Source organism: Streptomyces actinomycinicus (assembly GCF_016741775.1).
GTDB lineage: Bacteria > Actinomycetota > Actinomycetes > Streptomycetales > Streptomycetaceae > Streptomyces > Streptomyces actinomycinicus.
Genome location: NZ_JAERRK010000004.1, coordinates 236,462 through 252,052, shown reverse-complemented (window position 1 = coordinate 252,052; position 15,591 = coordinate 236,462). Strand labels below are relative to the sequence as shown.

General features: G+C 72.6%; 14 protein-coding genes and 1 pseudogene. 9 read left to right on the top strand and 6 right to left on the bottom strand.

All coding sequences use genetic code 11. The features are described from left to right. Positions 1-14 precede the first annotated feature (14 nt). Positions 15-1,136 carry a PP2C family protein-serine/threonine phosphatase gene (locus JK359_RS10710; RefSeq protein ID WP_236677612.1) on the bottom strand — a complete coding sequence of 374 codons (1,122 nt, stop codon included), beginning with the start codon at positions 1,134-1,136 and terminating at the stop codon, positions 15-17. Between the two features lie 244 nt (positions 1,137-1,380). On the opposite strand from JK359_RS10710, the gene JK359_RS10705 reads away from it, so the two are divergent. The 3 genes from JK359_RS10705 to JK359_RS10695 are packed head-to-tail and all read left to right on the top strand — an operon-like array spanning position 1,381 to position 5,341. After that, the gene (locus tag JK359_RS10705; protein ID WP_201834323.1) at positions 1,381-2,097 is read left to right on the top strand and encodes a FadR/GntR family transcriptional regulator; all 717 of its coding nucleotides are present in this window, start codon (positions 1,381-1,383) and stop codon (positions 2,095-2,097) included. After that, the gene (locus JK359_RS10700; RefSeq protein WP_201834321.1) at positions 2,094-3,488 is read left to right on the top strand and encodes a tocopherol cyclase family protein; all 1,395 of its coding nucleotides are present in this window, start codon (positions 2,094-2,096) and stop codon (positions 3,486-3,488) included. The genes JK359_RS10705 and JK359_RS10700 overlap by 4 nt, the downstream gene beginning before the upstream one ends. Further along, on the top strand, positions 3,485-5,341 hold the full coding sequence (locus JK359_RS10695; protein WP_307788051.1) for a GMC family oxidoreductase: 1,857 nt from the start codon (positions 3,485-3,487) through the stop codon (positions 5,339-5,341). Before JK359_RS10700 ends, JK359_RS10695 begins: the two co-directional genes overlap by 4 nt. A gap of 19 nt (positions 5,342-5,360) precedes the next feature. Here JK359_RS10695 and JK359_RS10690 read toward each other — a convergent pair whose 3' ends face one another. Together JK359_RS10690 and JK359_RS10685 are read right to left on the bottom strand one after the other, a co-directional pair. Beyond that, the gene (locus JK359_RS10690) at positions 5,361-5,897 is read right to left on the bottom strand and encodes a PaaI family thioesterase (RefSeq protein WP_201834319.1); all 537 of its coding nucleotides are present in this window, start codon (positions 5,895-5,897) and stop codon (positions 5,361-5,363) included. A gap of 111 nt (positions 5,898-6,008) precedes the next feature. Beyond that, a complete protein-coding gene (locus JK359_RS10685; RefSeq protein WP_201834317.1) occupies positions 6,009-6,308 on the bottom strand; it encodes a putative quinol monooxygenase in 300 nt (99 codons plus the stop codon). A gap of 453 nt (positions 6,309-6,761) precedes the next feature. Between JK359_RS10685 and JK359_RS10680 the strand changes: the two genes are divergently transcribed. Together JK359_RS10680 and JK359_RS10675 are read left to right on the top strand one after the other, a co-directional pair. Next, entirely contained in the window at positions 6,762-9,551 is a 2,790-nt protein-coding gene (locus tag JK359_RS10680; protein ID WP_201834315.1) for a SpoIIE family protein phosphatase, read from the top strand. A 149-nt stretch (positions 9,552-9,700) separates the two neighbouring features. Further along, positions 9,701-10,567: an alpha/beta fold hydrolase gene (locus JK359_RS10675; RefSeq protein ID WP_201834314.1), complete on the top strand. Its 867-nt coding sequence runs from the start codon at positions 9,701-9,703 to the stop codon at positions 10,565-10,567. A gap of 162 nt (positions 10,568-10,729) precedes the next feature. On the opposite strand, the gene JK359_RS10670 is transcribed toward JK359_RS10675, so the two are convergent. Further along, positions 10,730-11,689: a LysR family transcriptional regulator gene (locus JK359_RS10670; RefSeq protein WP_201834313.1), complete on the bottom strand. Its 960-nt coding sequence runs from the start codon at positions 11,687-11,689 to the stop codon at positions 10,730-10,732. Between the two features lie 164 nt (positions 11,690-11,853). Between JK359_RS10670 and JK359_RS10665 the strand changes: the two are divergent. The 4 genes and pseudogenes from JK359_RS10665 to JK359_RS10650 form a co-directional block, all read left to right on the top strand. Further along, positions 11,854-11,991, top strand: a pseudogene (locus JK359_RS10665) (FAD-binding protein); the annotation flags it as partial. Between the two features lie 118 nt (positions 11,992-12,109). After that, positions 12,110-13,003 (top strand): carboxylating nicotinate-nucleotide diphosphorylase, encoded by an 894-nt coding sequence (gene nadC, locus JK359_RS10660; protein WP_236677611.1) that lies wholly within the window; start codon positions 12,110-12,112, stop codon positions 13,001-13,003. 214 nt (positions 13,004-13,217) lie between these two features. Further along, the gene (locus JK359_RS38905; protein ID WP_307788050.1) at positions 13,218-13,586 is read left to right on the top strand and encodes a PhzF family phenazine biosynthesis protein; all 369 of its coding nucleotides are present in this window, start codon (positions 13,218-13,220) and stop codon (positions 13,584-13,586) included. A 106-nt stretch (positions 13,587-13,692) separates the two neighbouring features. Further along, entirely contained in the window at positions 13,693-13,986 is a 294-nt protein-coding gene (locus JK359_RS10650; RefSeq protein ID WP_201834312.1) for a DUF1330 domain-containing protein, read from the top strand. A 217-nt stretch (positions 13,987-14,203) separates the two neighbouring features. On the opposite strand, the gene JK359_RS10645 is transcribed toward JK359_RS10650, so the two are convergent. Both JK359_RS10645 and JK359_RS10640 read right to left on the bottom strand, forming a co-directional pair. After that, positions 14,204-14,944: a class I SAM-dependent methyltransferase gene (locus JK359_RS10645; RefSeq protein WP_201834311.1), complete on the bottom strand. Its 741-nt coding sequence runs from the start codon at positions 14,942-14,944 to the stop codon at positions 14,204-14,206. A 183-nt stretch (positions 14,945-15,127) separates the two neighbouring features. Beyond that, a complete protein-coding gene (locus JK359_RS10640) occupies positions 15,128-15,463 on the bottom strand; it encodes a hypothetical protein (protein WP_201834310.1) in 336 nt (111 codons plus the stop codon). Between the last annotated feature and the right edge of the window lie 128 nt (positions 15,464-15,591).

The window sequence follows — 15,591 nt, the reverse complement described above, 5'->3', positions numbered from 1 at the left end:
GCCCGGCTGTGGGCTCACCCGCCCGGCGACGCGGGCGGCGCGGACCGCCTGGCGGCCGGGAGGCAGACGGCGAGTGCCGCGATGTCGTCCTCCAGCCGGCCGCCGCTGTGGGCCAGCAGGTCGTCGTGGAGCTGGTGCAGCAGTTCCCGGGGCGGCAGGGTGCGCCAGGAACGCAGCCGCTGGAGAAGGGGATAGAAGGCGCCGGCCGCATCGCGTGTCTCCGTGATGCCGTCCGTGTACAGCAGGAGCTGGTCACCGGGCCGCAACGCGTAGGCGTCGACGTGGTACGGCTCCCCGACCAGCATGCCGAGGTTCAACGGCGGAGCCGAGCGGCCGTTGTCGAGTTCACGCACCTCCGTGGAGCGGATGAGGACCGGGGGCGGGTGGCCGCAGTTGACGACGCGGATCACCCGGGCCTCGGTGGTGATCTCGGCGAAGACGGCCGTGACGAACCGTTCGCCCACCTCGCTTCCGCCCAGCAGCATCGCCCGGCGGTTCATGCTCGTCTCCACCCGGTCGGCCAGGGCGGGCAGCGTCGGCTCGTCGTGCGCCGCCTCGCGGAACGCGCCGAGCAGGGCCGCCGCGGTCTCCACCGCCAGCAGCCCCTTGCCCCGCACGTCGCCGATGAGCAGCCGGACCCCGTAGCCGGTGGGGACGGCCTCGTAGAGGTCACCTCCGATGCGTGCCTCCGCGGCGGCCGATAGGTACAGGCTCTCCAGGAGCAGACTGCCGATCTGGTGGGGGACCGGCCTCAGCAGGACCCGCTGTGCGATGTCGGCCACGAAGCGCACGTCGGCCAGGGTGCGCTCGCGATGGGTGCGATGTGCGGCCAGGATCGTGCCGAGGACGCCGACCAGGGCGGTGCAGATGTAGGAGGCCACGTAGTGGCGTTCCCACAGGTAGCCGACCGCACGGCCGGCACAGCACGGGGTGCCGGCCAGAATCCCTTCCAGGAGGATGGCGAACGCCGTGGCGCCGGCCACGACGACGGGCCCGTGGGCGAAAGCGGTCACCAGCGGCACCGCGATGAGCGCGAAGCTCACCGGCCAGTCCACCGGAGTCATCGGCTCCAGCAGGAGAAGCGCCACGACGTAGAACACCGGCAGCCACCGCATCCACGCCGGCGGCGCCGGCAACTGTGTCCGCGTACCGGCGCCGGACTCCGGATCCCGACCGGTATGTCCGGGCTGCGGCATACGTGGTCTTCGCACACGGACTCCTGAAACAGGAACTCGACAAGACTTCCAGCCTGGTGTGCCGGGCCGCGCCGCGCCCGGCATTGCTCCACTCAACGGCATGTTCCGGCAAGGCCATTGACTCCCCGGCCGTCGATTGGTTGAGTGGCTCAGCCACTGAACCACTGTGTCGTTGGAGGCCGGGGTGGAAGCACTGCCACGCGAGACGATCGTCGACGTACTGGAGAGGAAGCTGCGCGAGGACATCCTCGCCGGGCGCCACCCGGCCGGAAGCTATCTGCCCCCCGAACGCGAACTCGCCGACGGATTCGGGGTCACCCGCACCACGCTCAAGCACGCCTTCGGCCGGCTGGTCCAGTCCGGTCTGCTGGAGACACGCCACGGAGTGGGCACCCGCGTACGGGACTTCCTGCGCCTGGGCGGCACCGATCTGCTGCCCATGCTCGTGCGCCACAGCCCCGACTGGATCGGCGAGATCTTCGAAGTCCGGCGCAGCATCGGCGCGCTGATCGCGGAACGCGCCGCGGCCAACGCCACCGCGGCACACGTGACCGAACTGCGCCGGCTGCTCCGGGCACTCGGCGAGGCCGCCGGCGGCGACCCGGCCCAGCTCGCTGACGCCGAGGTGCACCGGGCCCTCGCCCGTGCCACGGGCAACCGGGTGTACGTCCTGCTGACCAACACCCTGTTCAACGCCTACATGCCGGTACGGGCCGCGCTGGCCGGCCCCTTCGAGGACGCCCGGACCGCACACGACCGTCTGGCACCCGTGGTCGAAGCGGTGGCGGCCGGCGACCGGGAAGCCGCACGCACTGCCGCCGGACACTACCTGTCGGTGACGGAACGGATCATGCTGGAAGGCCTGGCGCGCTCCGCCGGACACCGGGGGGACGCCCGGTGACCGCACGCGGAACGACGTTCAAGGAGACGATGCTGGGCCGGGTCCGCCTGGCCGGCGACGAGGCCGACCGCCCGGTGCGGCTCGACCTCCTGGCCCGTGCCGACAGCGTGCTGCTGCCCCACCGCACGACCACGGCGCGGCTGACGGGACGCATCCGGATAGCCGGGCGCGCCGACGACCCCGGGGCCCAGGGCGAGTTGGAGATCTCGCCGCTGGCACACCGCAGGATCCGCTACCGGCTCGCCTTCGAACTGGAAGGCAGGCGCCTGCACCTGGACGGCTGGAAGTCGGTCTCGTTCAAACGTCCCGTGACCTCGATGACCGTACTGCCCTACACCCTCTACGAGGACGGCGAACAAGTCGGCGAGGGCACCCTGCGTTTCCCCCTCGCCACCGGCCTGCTGCCCTTCCTCACCGGCTTCCGGTTCCCGCGGGCGACGCAGGCCGCCGCCGGCCGGCACCTCGCGCCCCGCTGGGACGGCACACCGGGGCGGACGGAGGTCTGGTACACCACCCTGACCGATCCGGCGACGGGCAGCGGCCTCTGGCTGCACCACGAGGTCGTCGCCCCGAGCGACGGCGCACCCGCCTACGCGCACGGCTGGATCGCCCTGTTCCCCAAGGACGGGCCGGCCGAGCACGCCCGCTTCGGCCCCGCCCCCTGGACGGCTGGGCCCGACGGTTTCACCGCGGCGGACACCAGTGCCACCACCGGCCGGCTCACCGGCTCGGCCGGGCCGTTCGGCTGGGCGCTCACCGAGAAGGACCAAGGCCCCCCGCTGCACACCTTCCCGCGCTGGTCCTGGCGCCGCCCCTGGCTGCCCGCCTCGCACATGCTGCCCGCCACCCGCGCCCGCTACAGCGGGACCGTCCGCCACGCCACCGGCGAGCTACGGCTCGCGGAGGCACCCGGCGCCAGCGCACGCATCTACGGCCACGGCAACGCCCGCCGCTGGGCCTGGCTCCACGCCGACCTCGGCGGCGGCGACGTCCTGGAGATCGTCGCCGCGGTCTCGATGCGCCGCGGACTCGACCGGCTGCCACCCCTGGTGTTCCTGCGCCTGCACCGCGAGGGCCGCACATGGCCCCGGCGCCCGGAACGGACCGCCGTGGGCTGGGCGGGCATCGGCCGGTTCCGCGCGGACATCGGTCTGCCGCGGTGGCGGGTCGAGGGCCGCGCGGGCCTGCGCCGCATCACGGTGACCGTGACCCAGCCACCGGAAGGAACCCTCACCCTCGACTACACCGACCCCGACGGATCCGCGGCGGTGTGCCGCAACAGCGAGCGGGCGGACGCGGAGGTGCGTCTGGAGCGCTGGTGGGGCCGCTGGCGTCCGGAGGCGACCTGGCGACTGGCCGGCACGGCACACGCGGAGGTCGGCGACCGGTGACCACATCTCCCCAGGCCCTGACGGGACTTGTGGCCGCGGTCCTCGCCGACGACGGGACGGCCGAGTGGACCGGGGCCGTGCCCCGGCGCGTCGCCGCGCTGCTCGACGCCATGCCGGCACCGGCACGCACCGCGGTACGCGGGGCGGCCGCCGCGATCGACGCCTACGCCGTCGCCCGGACGGGCAGGCGGCTGGCCGCGCTCGGCACGGCGGAACGCGAGCACGTCCTGACGTCGCTCGCCGCCCGCCGAACCCTGCTGCCGCTGCTGGACGCGGTCAAGATGCCGCTCCTGCTGGCCGCCGGCACCGAACGCATGCTGCACCACGGGCCCCGGCCCGCGGTGTCCGCCCCCGCGGACCCACCGCTGGACTGCACGCCCTCCCCCCACTGGCCCACGCGCTCCACCGCGGACGCGGTCGTCGTCGGCTCGGGCGCCGGCGGCGCCATGGCCGCCCGGACGCTCGCCGCCGCGGGGCTGCGCGTCGTCGTACTCGAAGAAGGACAGCACCACACCACCGAGTCGTTCGGGCGACGGGCCCCGCTCGACCGCTTCACCGACCTCTACCGTGACGGCGGCGCGACGGTCGCGCTGGGCAACCCTCCCCTGGTCCTGCCCGTGGGCCGCGCCGTCGGCGGCACCACCGTCGTCAACTCCGGCACCTGCTACCGCACTCCGGACCACGTCCTCGCCCGCTGGCTGAACCACCACGGATTCGCCGCCGCCGAGGGCTTCGCCACACATCTCGACGAGGTCGAACGCGCCCTCCGCGTGGCACGGCAGCCGCTCGACGTCCTCGGCGACAACGGGCTGCTCGCACTGGCCGGCGCCAGGGAACTCGGCTGGGCCGCGGCGCCCCTGCGCCGCAACGCCCCCGGCTGCCGGGGGTCCTGCCAGTGCGTCGTCGGATGCCCCACCGGCGCCAAACAGAGCGTCCAGCTGTCCGTGCTGCCCGACGCCTGCGCCGCGGGCGCCCGTATCGTGACCGGCGCGCGCGTACGGCGGATCCTCACCGACCGCGACCGGCCGGGCGGCCCACGAGCCGCCGGAGTCGTGGCCGCCCGTCCGGACGGCAGCGAACTGGAGATCCTCAGCCCCCTGGTCGTGGTCGCCGCCGGAGCGCTCCACACCCCGCCGCTGCTGCGCCGCTCCGGGCTCGGCGGGCACCCGCGGCTCGGCCGCAACCTCAGCGTGCACCCCGCCATCAGCCTCGCGGGCCGCTTCGCCCGCCCGGTCACCGGCTGGAAGGGCGTCCTGCAGAGCGTCGGGGTGGAGGAGCTGCACACCGACGGCATCCTGATCGAGGCCACCGCGGCGCCCCCGGGCATGAGTTCCTTCGTGCTGCCGGGTGTCGGCCGTGAACTGCGCATGGAACTCGAGCGGACGGACCACCTGGCCACCCTCGGTGCCATGATCGCCGACCGCCCCTCGGGCCGGGTCCTCGGCCGCGAGCGCCCGCTCCTGCGCTACGACCTCGCGGCACGGGACGCCGGCCGGCTGCTCGGCGCCCAACGCGCCATGGGACGGCTGCTGTTCGCCGCCGGCGCCGAGGAGGTCCTGACGGGAGTTCCCCGGGCCCCGCGCGCCCGCACCCCGGAACACCTGGAGGCGCTGCTCGACACGGTGAGCGCACGCCACCTCCACGTCTCCGCGTTCCACCCGACCGGCACGGCCGCGGCCGGCACCGACCCGGACAGGTCACCGGCCGACCCGGAGGGACAGCTGCGGGGCGTGCACGGTGTACTGATCGCCGACGGCTCCGTGCTGCCGAGCTGTCCGGAGGTGAACCCGCAGCTCAGCATCATGGCCGCCGCCCTCGGTGTCGCCGGGCGGTACGTGGCACGGGCCCGGTGAGGGAGGCCGGTGCGCGGCTTCAGACCGTGTCGGGCAGCGCGAAGACGGCGCAGGTGGCCGTTCCGTGCGCGTACAGCTTGCCGTCGGCCGCCCCGACGATCCGGGCTTCCGCGGTCGCCGTCGTACGGCCGACATGGACGGCCCGCCCCTCGCAGCGCAGCGTCGGAGTGGCGGCGAACACCGGCCGGACCAGGTTCACGCCGAGCTGGACGGTGGTGTAGGCGCGGCCGGCCGGCAGGGCGGTGAGCACGGCCGTACCGAGCGCGGAGTCGAGGAGGGTGGCCATGTAGCCTCCGTGCACCGTGCCCATGGGGTTGAACAGGTGCTCCCCGGGCTCGCCCTCGAAGACGGCCGTTCCCTCCTCGGCCGCCACGAGCCGGAAGCCGAGGGTCCCGCAGATCGGTGCTTCGGGCAGGGTGCCGTCCAGGCTCATGCGGGCCAGCTGGAGGCCCGTACGGCCACCGGCGGACGCGTAGCCGGCCGGGGGTTCCCAGGTGTGGGTGCGTGTGCGGGTACCCGCGGCTGCTTCGGGGGTGAGGGTCAAGTCCTGCGCCATGCTGCTGTCCGTTCTGCCACGGCCCTCTCGGGGCCTGTGTGTGCGGGGGCCGGGCGGCCGCGCGGGATGCGCGTGCCGCCCGGCGGTGGGACGGGGGGCCTGCCCGTTCGATCAGGGGAGCTTGACCGCCAGGAGGTCGACCGGACGGATGTCCGGGGCCTCGCTGAGCATGGTCGTGGCGGCCTCCGTCAGCGCGGCGGCGATCCTGCCCTGGAGGTGGCCCTGACGGCCCTGCTCGTCGTCGAAGGTGTCGAAGACGCCGAAGGTGGTGGCGCTCTGCCGGAACGCGAACCAGGTGACCGTGTGGTCCTCCTGCTGCGCGAGCCGCAGCGCGTCGCTCAGCAGGGCCTCCACCTTGTCGGCGTACTCGGGCTTCGCCTCGATGCGGGCCAGCAGTCCGAGCTTCGTCATGTCGCACTCCCGTGGGTGGTTCTTCGTGGAAGAGAATTCGTGGAAGAGAAGTGGAAGAGAAAGGGGTCGGTGCCGGTACCGGGCACCGGGTCTCGTCCGGACACCGAGAAATCTAGGCCGCAGGGATCACCCCTCCCAGTGCCGGAAGCGACGCGTGTCATACCGTTTCCGACAGCCCGCTGTCGCGGGTCACCTACGCGTCGGTGCGGCCGTCCCGGGGCTCGCCGGAACGGCGGCGCCGCCCGCCCGCCGCCCGCCCGCCACCCGCGCGGGTGCCGCCCGCGCGGGCGGCACCCGCACGGGTGCTCCGGATGCCGGCCGTTCCCGGCGCGGAACGGAAACCCCAGGTCGCGCAGGTGCCCGAGGAGGAGGGCGGGCACGGCGTGCCGCAGCCGCCCCGCGCAGCGATCACACCGGTCGCCGACCGGGGAGTTCCAGTGCTAGAAAAGGGAGATGAGCGGACGTTTTCGCTGGCCATGGGTGCGAGCGGCGCCGCCGCCCGGCTCCCGCGGGTCAGACGGTCCGTCCCGTCGCCGGAGGCCTTGGCCGTCACGCGGACTCCGCCGTTTCTCACCGTCCCTGAGCGTGGGCACGCTGGCCGCCCAGGTCTTTCTGCTGCAGGCGCTGATCATGCTGGTGCTGGTCGCGGTGGCGGCCGCCGCCCTGCTGATCCAGGGCCGGTACGACGCCGAGCGCAGTGCCCGGGACCGCTCGCTGGCCGCGGCCGAGGCGTTCGCGCACGCACCCGGTACGGCACTCGCACTGCGCTCACAGGATCCGACAGCTCGGCTGCAGATGGCGGCGGAGCAGGCGAGGAAAGGTTCCGGCGTCGATTTCGTCAGCGTCCTCGACGCCCACGGCGTCCGGCTGACCGACTCCGACCCCGCCCTGATCGGCACGAAGGCCGAGGGGGTCGGCCGGGCCGCCGCCGGTGAGACGTTCACGGAGACCTTCCACGGGCAGCCGACCGACGCGGTGCGCGCGGTCGTCCCCGTCACGGACGCGAGCAGACGCGTGGTCGGCATGGTCACCGCCGGTATCCAGTACGCCAACATCGGCGCTGTGCTGAACCGGCAGCTGCCGCTGCTGCTCGGCGCGGCGGCTGGGACCCTCGTGCTGGCGACCGGCGGCGCGGCCCTGGTCAGCCGCCGGCTGCTGCGGCAGACGCACGGACTGGGCCCGGCCGAGATGACCCGGATGTACGAGCACCACGACGCCGTCCTGCACGCCGTCCGTGAGGGAGTCCTGATCGTCGGCGGCGACGGCCGGGTGCTCCTGGCCAACGACGAGGCACACCGGCTGCTGGAGCTGCCCGAGGACGCCGACCAGCGGCACGTGCGGGAACTGGCGCTCGGCCCGGGGCTCACGCGGCTGCTGGACTCGGGCGAGACGGCGTCCGACGAGGTCATCCGGGCGGGGGACCGGCTGCTGGCCGTGAACATCCGGCCGACCGCCCCGTACGGCGGTGCCCAGGGCCTGGTCGCCACCTTCCGCGACACCACGGACCTGCGCGCCCTGTCCGGCCAGGCCGAGCTGGCACGGGGCCGGCTGTCGTTCCTGTACGAGGCGGGCATGCGGATCGGCACCACGCTCGACATACGGCGCACGGCCGAGGAACTGTCCGAGATGGCGGTCCCGCGCCTGGCCGACTTCGCCACGGTGGAACTCCTCGACGCCGTGCTGCGCGGTGAGGAGCCCACGAGTGCCGTGCACGAGATGCGCCGTACCGCACTGTGCGCATCGCAGGCCGGGCACCCCCTGCAGCCCGTGGGCGAGGTGATCCGGTTCGTGATGGCCGACACCCCGATGGTGGCGGCACTGCGACGCGGCAAAGCCGCCCTCGTACCCGATCTGCACGCGGCCGGGGACTGGCGGGCCCAGGATCCGGAAGGGGCGCGGCAGGCGCTGGCCTACGGCCTCCACTCCCTGATCACGGTGCCGCTGCGGGCGCGCGGGGTGGTCCTCGGCATGGCCAACTTCTGGCGCGGCGGGGACGCTCCCCGCTTCGAGGAGGAGGACGTCGCCGTCGCCGAGGAACTGGTGGCCCGTGCGGCCGTCGCGATCGACAACGCGCGCCGGTACTCGCGCGAGCACACGATGGCCGTGACGCTCCAGCGCAACCTGCTGCCGCTGGGCCTGCCGGATCAGGACGCCCTGGAGATCGCCTCCCGCTATCTGCCGGCGCAGTCCGGTGTGGGCGGCGACTGGTTCGACGTCATTCCGCTGCCCGGCTTCCGGGTGGCACTGGTCGTCGGTGACATCGTCGGGCACGGGATGCAGGCCGCGGTGACCATGGGACGGCTGCGCACGGCCGTACTGAACTTCTCCTCGCTGGACCTGGCCCCGGACGAACTGCTCGGACACCTGGACGAGATGGTGTCCCGGCTGGACACGCAGACTGCGACCGCCGACGACGACCGTGTCCCGCTCACCGGCGCCACCCTGCTGTACGCCATCTACGATCCGGTCGGCGGCCACTGCACCCTCTCCCGCGCCGGGCACCTCGCGCCCGCGGTGGTGGACCCGGAGGGCAGGGTGACCATGCCCGACCTCCCCCTGTCCCCGCCGCTGGGAGTGGGCGGGCACCCCTTCGAGGCCGGCGAGCTGGAGCTGCCCGAGGGCAGCCGGCTCGTCCTGTTCACCGACGGCCTCATCGAGAACCGCTCGCGGGACATCGACGAGGGCCTGCACCTGCTCTGCTCGACCGTCGCCGGGGCGGACCGCACGCCGGAGGAGACCTGCCGCGCCCTCGTGGAGGCGATGCTGCCCGGGCACCCCAGTGACGACGTGGCACTGCTGGTCGCCCGGACCCGGCTGCTGGCCCCTGCGTGCGTCGCCACCTGGGACGTCCCCTTCGACGTCACGGCGGTGCCCCGGGTGCGCAACGAGGTGAGCCGGCGCCTCGCCGACTGGCAGCTGGAGGAAGCGGCCTTCGCCACGGAACTGATCCTCAGCGAACTCCTCACCAACGCCCTCCGCTACGGTGCTCCGCCCGTACGGGTGAGGCTGCTGCTGGGCCGCACCCTGGTGTGCGAGGTGTCGGACGGCAGCAGCACCTCGCCCCGTCTGCGACGGGCGGCCACCACCGACGAAGGTGGCCGCGGCCTGTTCCTCGTCTCCCAGTTCGCGGACATGTGGGGCGTCCGGTACGCCTCGCGGGGAAAGGTCATCTGGGCCGAGCAGACGCTGGACCGCGTGGTGGAACCCGATCCGACGGCCCTGTTCGACCTCCTGGACTTCTGAGCGTCCGCGCTCCGCCGCTCTCACCTAACCACTGTTATGCCATTGACAGGTTAGCCCTGCGGTGCTTGACTCATGGCTAACCCCTTAAATTGCACAAGCTGGTTAGAGATCGGCCGTGGCCGGCCGGTCCGGCATCGCAGGGAGCAGACATGACGCAGATCCACCACCGTTACGCCACGGTCCGCGGGCAGCGGCTGTTCTACCGGGAGGCGGGGCCGGCGGACGGGCCGGCAGTGGTCCTGCTGCACGGCTTCCCCACCAGCTCGTTCATGTTCCGCCACCTGATCCCGCTGCTCGCCGACCGGTACCACGTGATCGCCCCGGACCACCTGGGCTTCGGTCTGTCGGACGCACCGCCGGCGGACGAGTTCGACTACACCTTCGACGCCCTGGCGGACCTGACGTCGGACCTGCTCGCGCGGCTCGGCGTCACCCGGTACGCGCTGTACGTCCAGGACTACGGGGCGCCGGTCGGCTGGCGGCTCGCCCTCGCCGCCCCGGACGCGGTCACGGCGATCATCACCCAGAACGGCAACGCCTACGAGGCCGGGTTCGGGGAGGAGTTCTGGAAGCCGGTCCGGGAGTACTGGCAGGAGCGGAACCCGCGGACCGAGGCCGCCATGCGCCAGGCGCTGACCCTGGAGGCCACGCAGTGGCAGTACCTGCACGGCGTACCGGACGAGAGCCTGGTCAGCCCCGACACCTGGCACCACGACTTCGCCCTGCTGTCCCGGCCCGGGAACGACCTCGTGCAGCTGGACCTGTTCGCCGACTACGCCGGCAACGTTCCGCTGTACCCGAAGCTGCACGCCTACCTGCGCGACAGCCGGGTCCCGGTGCTGGCCGTCTGGGGCCGCAACGACGAGATCTTCCGCCCAGGGGGCGCGCTCGCCTTCGCCGATGACGCGCCCGGCGCCGAGATCTGCCTCCTCGACGGCGGGCACTTCCTCCTGGAGAGCCACCTGGACGACGTGGCGAGCACCGTCCGGCGCTTCCTCCACCGGACACTGCCGTGACGCGAGACCTGCCGCCACTCGGGGTGTGACCGAGATACCCGCCAAAGGGGCAACGAGATGATCTTGAAGCCCCCGGCACTTCCGGCGCCCCGAGGCCGGCGACCTGACGCTGGTCATCGAGGTCGTGCGGTTCGGCGACGACGGCCAGCGGATGACGGTCTGTCAGGCCGGGCCCGGCAGCGCCGACGTGGCGGCGCTCGGGATGCTCGTCGCGCGCTGACCGGGTCCACCGATGCCGCCGTCATCGGATGACCGGCCGCCCGAGCGAGCCAACAACCCCGCCCAAGGGCTGTCGCCGAGAGTGACCAGCACGAAGCGTTCGCGCGGCGGGTCGGACACGAACGGTCGCCATGCCATCCCGGCATCCGCCGTGACGGCGGTCCGGGCTCGCAGGGTGACCAGGTTCTGGCTGTTGCGCAGGTGGTGGCGGTACAAGGCCCGACTGTGCGCGTCGGCGGTACGCAGCCGTGGCGACCAGCCGTGGGCGGCGAGGTGGGCCAGGAGGCCTTCGGTGAAGTGGGGGTTACGCTCGGCCGGGAACCACAGCAGTTCCTGGCCCGCGAGGTCGGCCCAGGACAGGGCCGCGTGGTCGGCTAGCGGGTGGTCGGGGCGCAGCAGTACGCCGAGCGGCTCGTCGGCCAGGGTCAGCGTGGCCAGGTCGTCGATGTCGTGTAAGACGCGCATCACCCCGAAGGCCAGGGTGCCGGTCCGCAACAGGTCGAGCTGCTGCGGGGAGTCGGCCTCGGTGAACTCGACGTCCAGGGGTCCGTCTTCGGCCAGGACCCGCTCGACCCGCGCCAGCAGGTGCTCCGGAACGGTGCCGCAGACCCCTACGTGCACCGGACAGCGCGCGTCGCGCGCCTGCACCAGCGAAGACTCGATCTCGGCCAGGGTACGACTGGCGCTCGCGTACAGGATCCGGCCGCCCTCGGTCAACTCCATCCCCTTGGGCCTGCGGTGGAACAGCTTGGCCCCGACTCGGCGTTCCAGGGCGCTGATCTGCTGGCTCAGGCTGGGCTGCGCGATCCGCAGCACCCGTGCGGCCTCCGTCATCGTGCCCTCCTCGGCGACGGCGACGAAGTAGCGAAGATGACGAAGTTCGACGCCTTGATGGTCGTGCATGTCCGCTCCTTGCTCTCGCTATAGGTCCGAGCCTATGGGGTGGCCTCGCGGGGCTATTGGCGTGGACCGGATCGCGGAGGTTTCACTGGGCCGAACCATCGATCCGGTCCTGTTGAACGGAGCAACACGTCGTGGACGAATCCTTTTCCCACGCCGGCGTCGGGATCGTTGCCGCCGCTACCCGCTATGACGTCGTCGTCCTCGGTGCCGGACCTGGCAGCTGTACCGCGGCCATCCGCGCGACACAGCCGCGGCTGCGCACTGCGGTGGTCGAGGCCAAGTACTGGGGCGGCGCGTGCCTCACAGCACACGAGATCGCCAGGAACATCCATGCCCGGCCGACGCTCTGGGAAGCCGTCAGGAAGCCGTCCACGGCCTCGTCGGTCCGTTGACCAATCTCTGAGAGCTGAGGAACCACCCATGAAGATCGCCGATTTCCCCGCGGCGGCAGCGCGGGCCAGTGTGGCCGCCGCCTTGGCGGAGGACAGGGCCGCCGACGACATCACCACCTTGTGGAGCGTCCCGGCCGATCTGATCGCCACCGCCGAGATCAGCACCCGCCAGCCCGGTGTCGCCGCAGGAATCCCCGTGGTCCACGAAGTCTTCGCCCAGGCCGACCCGGAGGTCGAGGTCGAGACTCTGGTCGCGGACGGCGAGCGGGTGCAGGCCGGGGACGTCCTGGTGCGGCTGACCGGATCGGCTCGCAGCCTGATCACCGCCGAGCGCACGGCGCTGAACTTCCTGCAGCGCCTGTGCGGCATCGCCACTGTCACCGACGGCTTCGTCCAAGCCGTGGCCGGAACCCGGGCGCGGATCCTGGACACCCGCAAGACCGCCCCGGGGCTGCGGGCGCTGGACAAGTACGCCGTCACCGCGGGCGGCGGCAGCAACCACCGGCTCACCCTGGCGGCGATGGTCCTGCTGAAGGAGAACCACATCACCGCGGCGGGCGGGGTGACCGCGGCGATCAATGCGGTCCGGAAGGGAATGGCCGATTCCGGGACGAGCGTACCGATCGACGTCGAAGTGCAGACCGTCGCTCAGGCCCGCGAAGCCATGGAAGCGGGAGCTGGCTGGCTCATGCTCGACAACATGGAGGTGGCCGACATCCAAGAAGTGATGCGAATGACGGCCGGCCGTTCCGGCGGTTCGGAGATTCTCCTGGAGGCATCCGGCAACGTCACCCTGGACCGGGTTCGCGCCATTGCCGATGCCGGCGTCGACCTCGTCTCGATCGGCGCCCTGACGCACAGCGCGCCCGCGCTCGACCTGACGATGCTGATCACGATGGACGCGGCGCCATGCCCGAGGTGACGATCGTCGACGCGTGCCGGCGGCAGGGCCAGGGCGGCAGGGCGCAGCGAGAACACGACGACCTGACGGCTACTTTCGACCCGGGCCCGATCAGCCCGCGGGACGCCGGGGAACCCGAACTCCGGGCGATCGCGACCCCCCTCGGCCTGATGAGCGAAGCCCTTCCCGACGGCGCCTGCGTGGCCTCACCCGGCCGGCCACGGTCCTGTTGCCCGTGCGATCGCGCACCGTGCTGGCCGGACTCCGTCCGGACTTCACGGCACTGCGCCATGCCTGTGACCGCTACGGACTGCTGGGCTGCTACGCCTACTCGATCCCCGATGCGGACGGTCGGGCGGCGGCCCGGATGTTCGCCCCGTCGATCGGCGTCCCCGAGGATGTCGCCAACGCCAACAGCACCGCATGTCTGGCCGCGTATCTCGCGGATCAGGGCGTCACCGGCATCGCGGTCGACATGGGCGATCACCTCGGCCATCCGTCCACGATCATCGCCAACGCACGACGCAGCGCGTCCGGCACCCTGATCCGCCTGGGCGGCGCCGCGGGAATCGCGCGCGCCGTCCGCCTTCCCCGGCTCGGCTGACACGAAGGCGACTCGCGGTGGTCAGCAGACCAACAAGGACGGCCGCCGCCACTCGTCCGAGACCAAGCCGTAAGCCGGATGCACTCACCCCGACACTGGAGGTTCCATGCCCAAGGGCTACTGGGTCAGCGTCTACCGCACCATTTCAGACCCTGAGAAGCTGGCTGCTTACAACAAGCTGGCCGGTCCGGCCGTCAGGGCCGGAGGCGGTCGGGTTCTTGCCCGTGGCGGTCGGGTCGTGGCGCATGACGCCGGAATCGCCGAGCGCACCGTCCTGATCGAGTTCGACAGCTTCGAGCGGGCCGTCGCGGCGCACGAGAGTGCGGCCTACCAGGAGGCGCTGGTCGCCCTCTCCGACGGCGTCGAGCGCGACTTCCGCATCGTCGAAGGCATCGACTGACCGAGGTCCAGCCGGATCTTCACTGAAGCAGCAGGATTCTGGGGTACACCGGCCCGCTCCCGTGAAGGGCGCCACCAGCTGGTTCCCTCACGGCTCAGGCAGCCTGGATCAAGAGCATCCCGGTGCCCCTTCGGCGCGTACCTCGGTCACACCCCCACTTCAGCCGGGCAGGACGAACTGGTTCCGCGCGGCGCCGGCGAAGCCGGGGGCGGCCGCGTCACGCGTGGGTCGTCAGGACCATGTAGGGCGCGATCCGGCACTCCGCGGGCGCCTCTCCCGGGGGTCCCTCGGCAGGAAGGGTGGGCAGGTCCACGGCGGGGGAGGGGAAGCCGGCGTCGGTCAGGAAGGACCGGTACCGGTCGAGGGAACGGTAGTGGGTCGCGCCGGCCATCATGCTGCCGTCACGCAGGCGCAGCATCGTGGCCACGGTGTCGCCGTCGGAGTACACGACTCCGGGCTCGCCGTGCCGCAAGGTGGAGAAGGCGACACCGGTCGCCGCCGGGTTGAGGTCGGCGAGGAGGTACGGGGCGCCGGGGCGCAGGACGCGGCGGATCTCGGCGGTGAGGCCGGCCAGCCGGCCGTCGTCGGGGTCGGTGCAGTACACCAGGCAGCACACGGCGGCATCGACGCTGCCGTCGGCGAGCCAGTCCAGGGAGCGGCCGTCGAACTGCCGGTAGGCGATGCGAGGGTGGGGGCGGTCGGCGCGGGCGATGCCGAGCATGTCCGCCGACGGGTCGAGAGCCTGGACCGTCCACTGCCCGGTACCCACGAGCCGCGCCGCGACCGCGCCCGTGCCGCATCCGACGTCCAGCGCCAGCCGCCTGGGGCCGGAGCCGCCGCCGAGCCGTTCCAGCACCGCCGGGAAGATCAGCTGCTCGGCCAGCCGCATGTCACGGCCCCGGTAGGCGTCGGCAGCCGCGGAGGTCTCCCAGCCGAGGGGGTCTTCGTGGGCCGTCAAGGTCGCTGCCTCCTGCGCTGAACCGGGCCCGGACACCGAACCGGGGCGTTCGACGGCAGCCTGGCACACGGCAAGCGTGCCGGCGTCCCCGGCGCGGGGAGATTCCCCCGACGGCGCGCCTCGCACGCGGACCGTTGACGCGGAACGTGCGAGCCCCCTGCGCGGCCCTCTCGGGTCCGGCGGTCACCGCGTGTCGGCCACGGCGTCCTTCTGCAGCTGGACCGCCGCCAGGAGACTCAGCCGGGGCTCCGCCTGACGCAGGGCCCGCACCGCCGCCACGGAGGCGATGTCTCCGGTGAAGCCGACGGCGGCCAGCCGGGAACGGACCCAATGGGCGCGCAGCTGGACGTCGCTGGCGGCGGCCGTGGACTCGACGAGCGCGGCGGCACGCTCCAGTCCCGCGCGCTCTTCCGGCGGAGCCTCGGCCAGGGCCCGGCGCAGGGACGCCGTCGTCAGCTCCGAGTCCCGGATGACCAGCACGTAGTCGAGTTTCTTGTTCAGCCCTGAGAATCCCCTCATGTGGATCATCGTGGCTGCCGGGTCCTGCCGGTGCCAAGCGACTTGAGGAGGCTCAGAGCCTCGGCCCGGGACGAGGGTTCACCGTCGTGCCCGACAGCGGTACGGACCGCGGATCGGCGCCGCGGTCC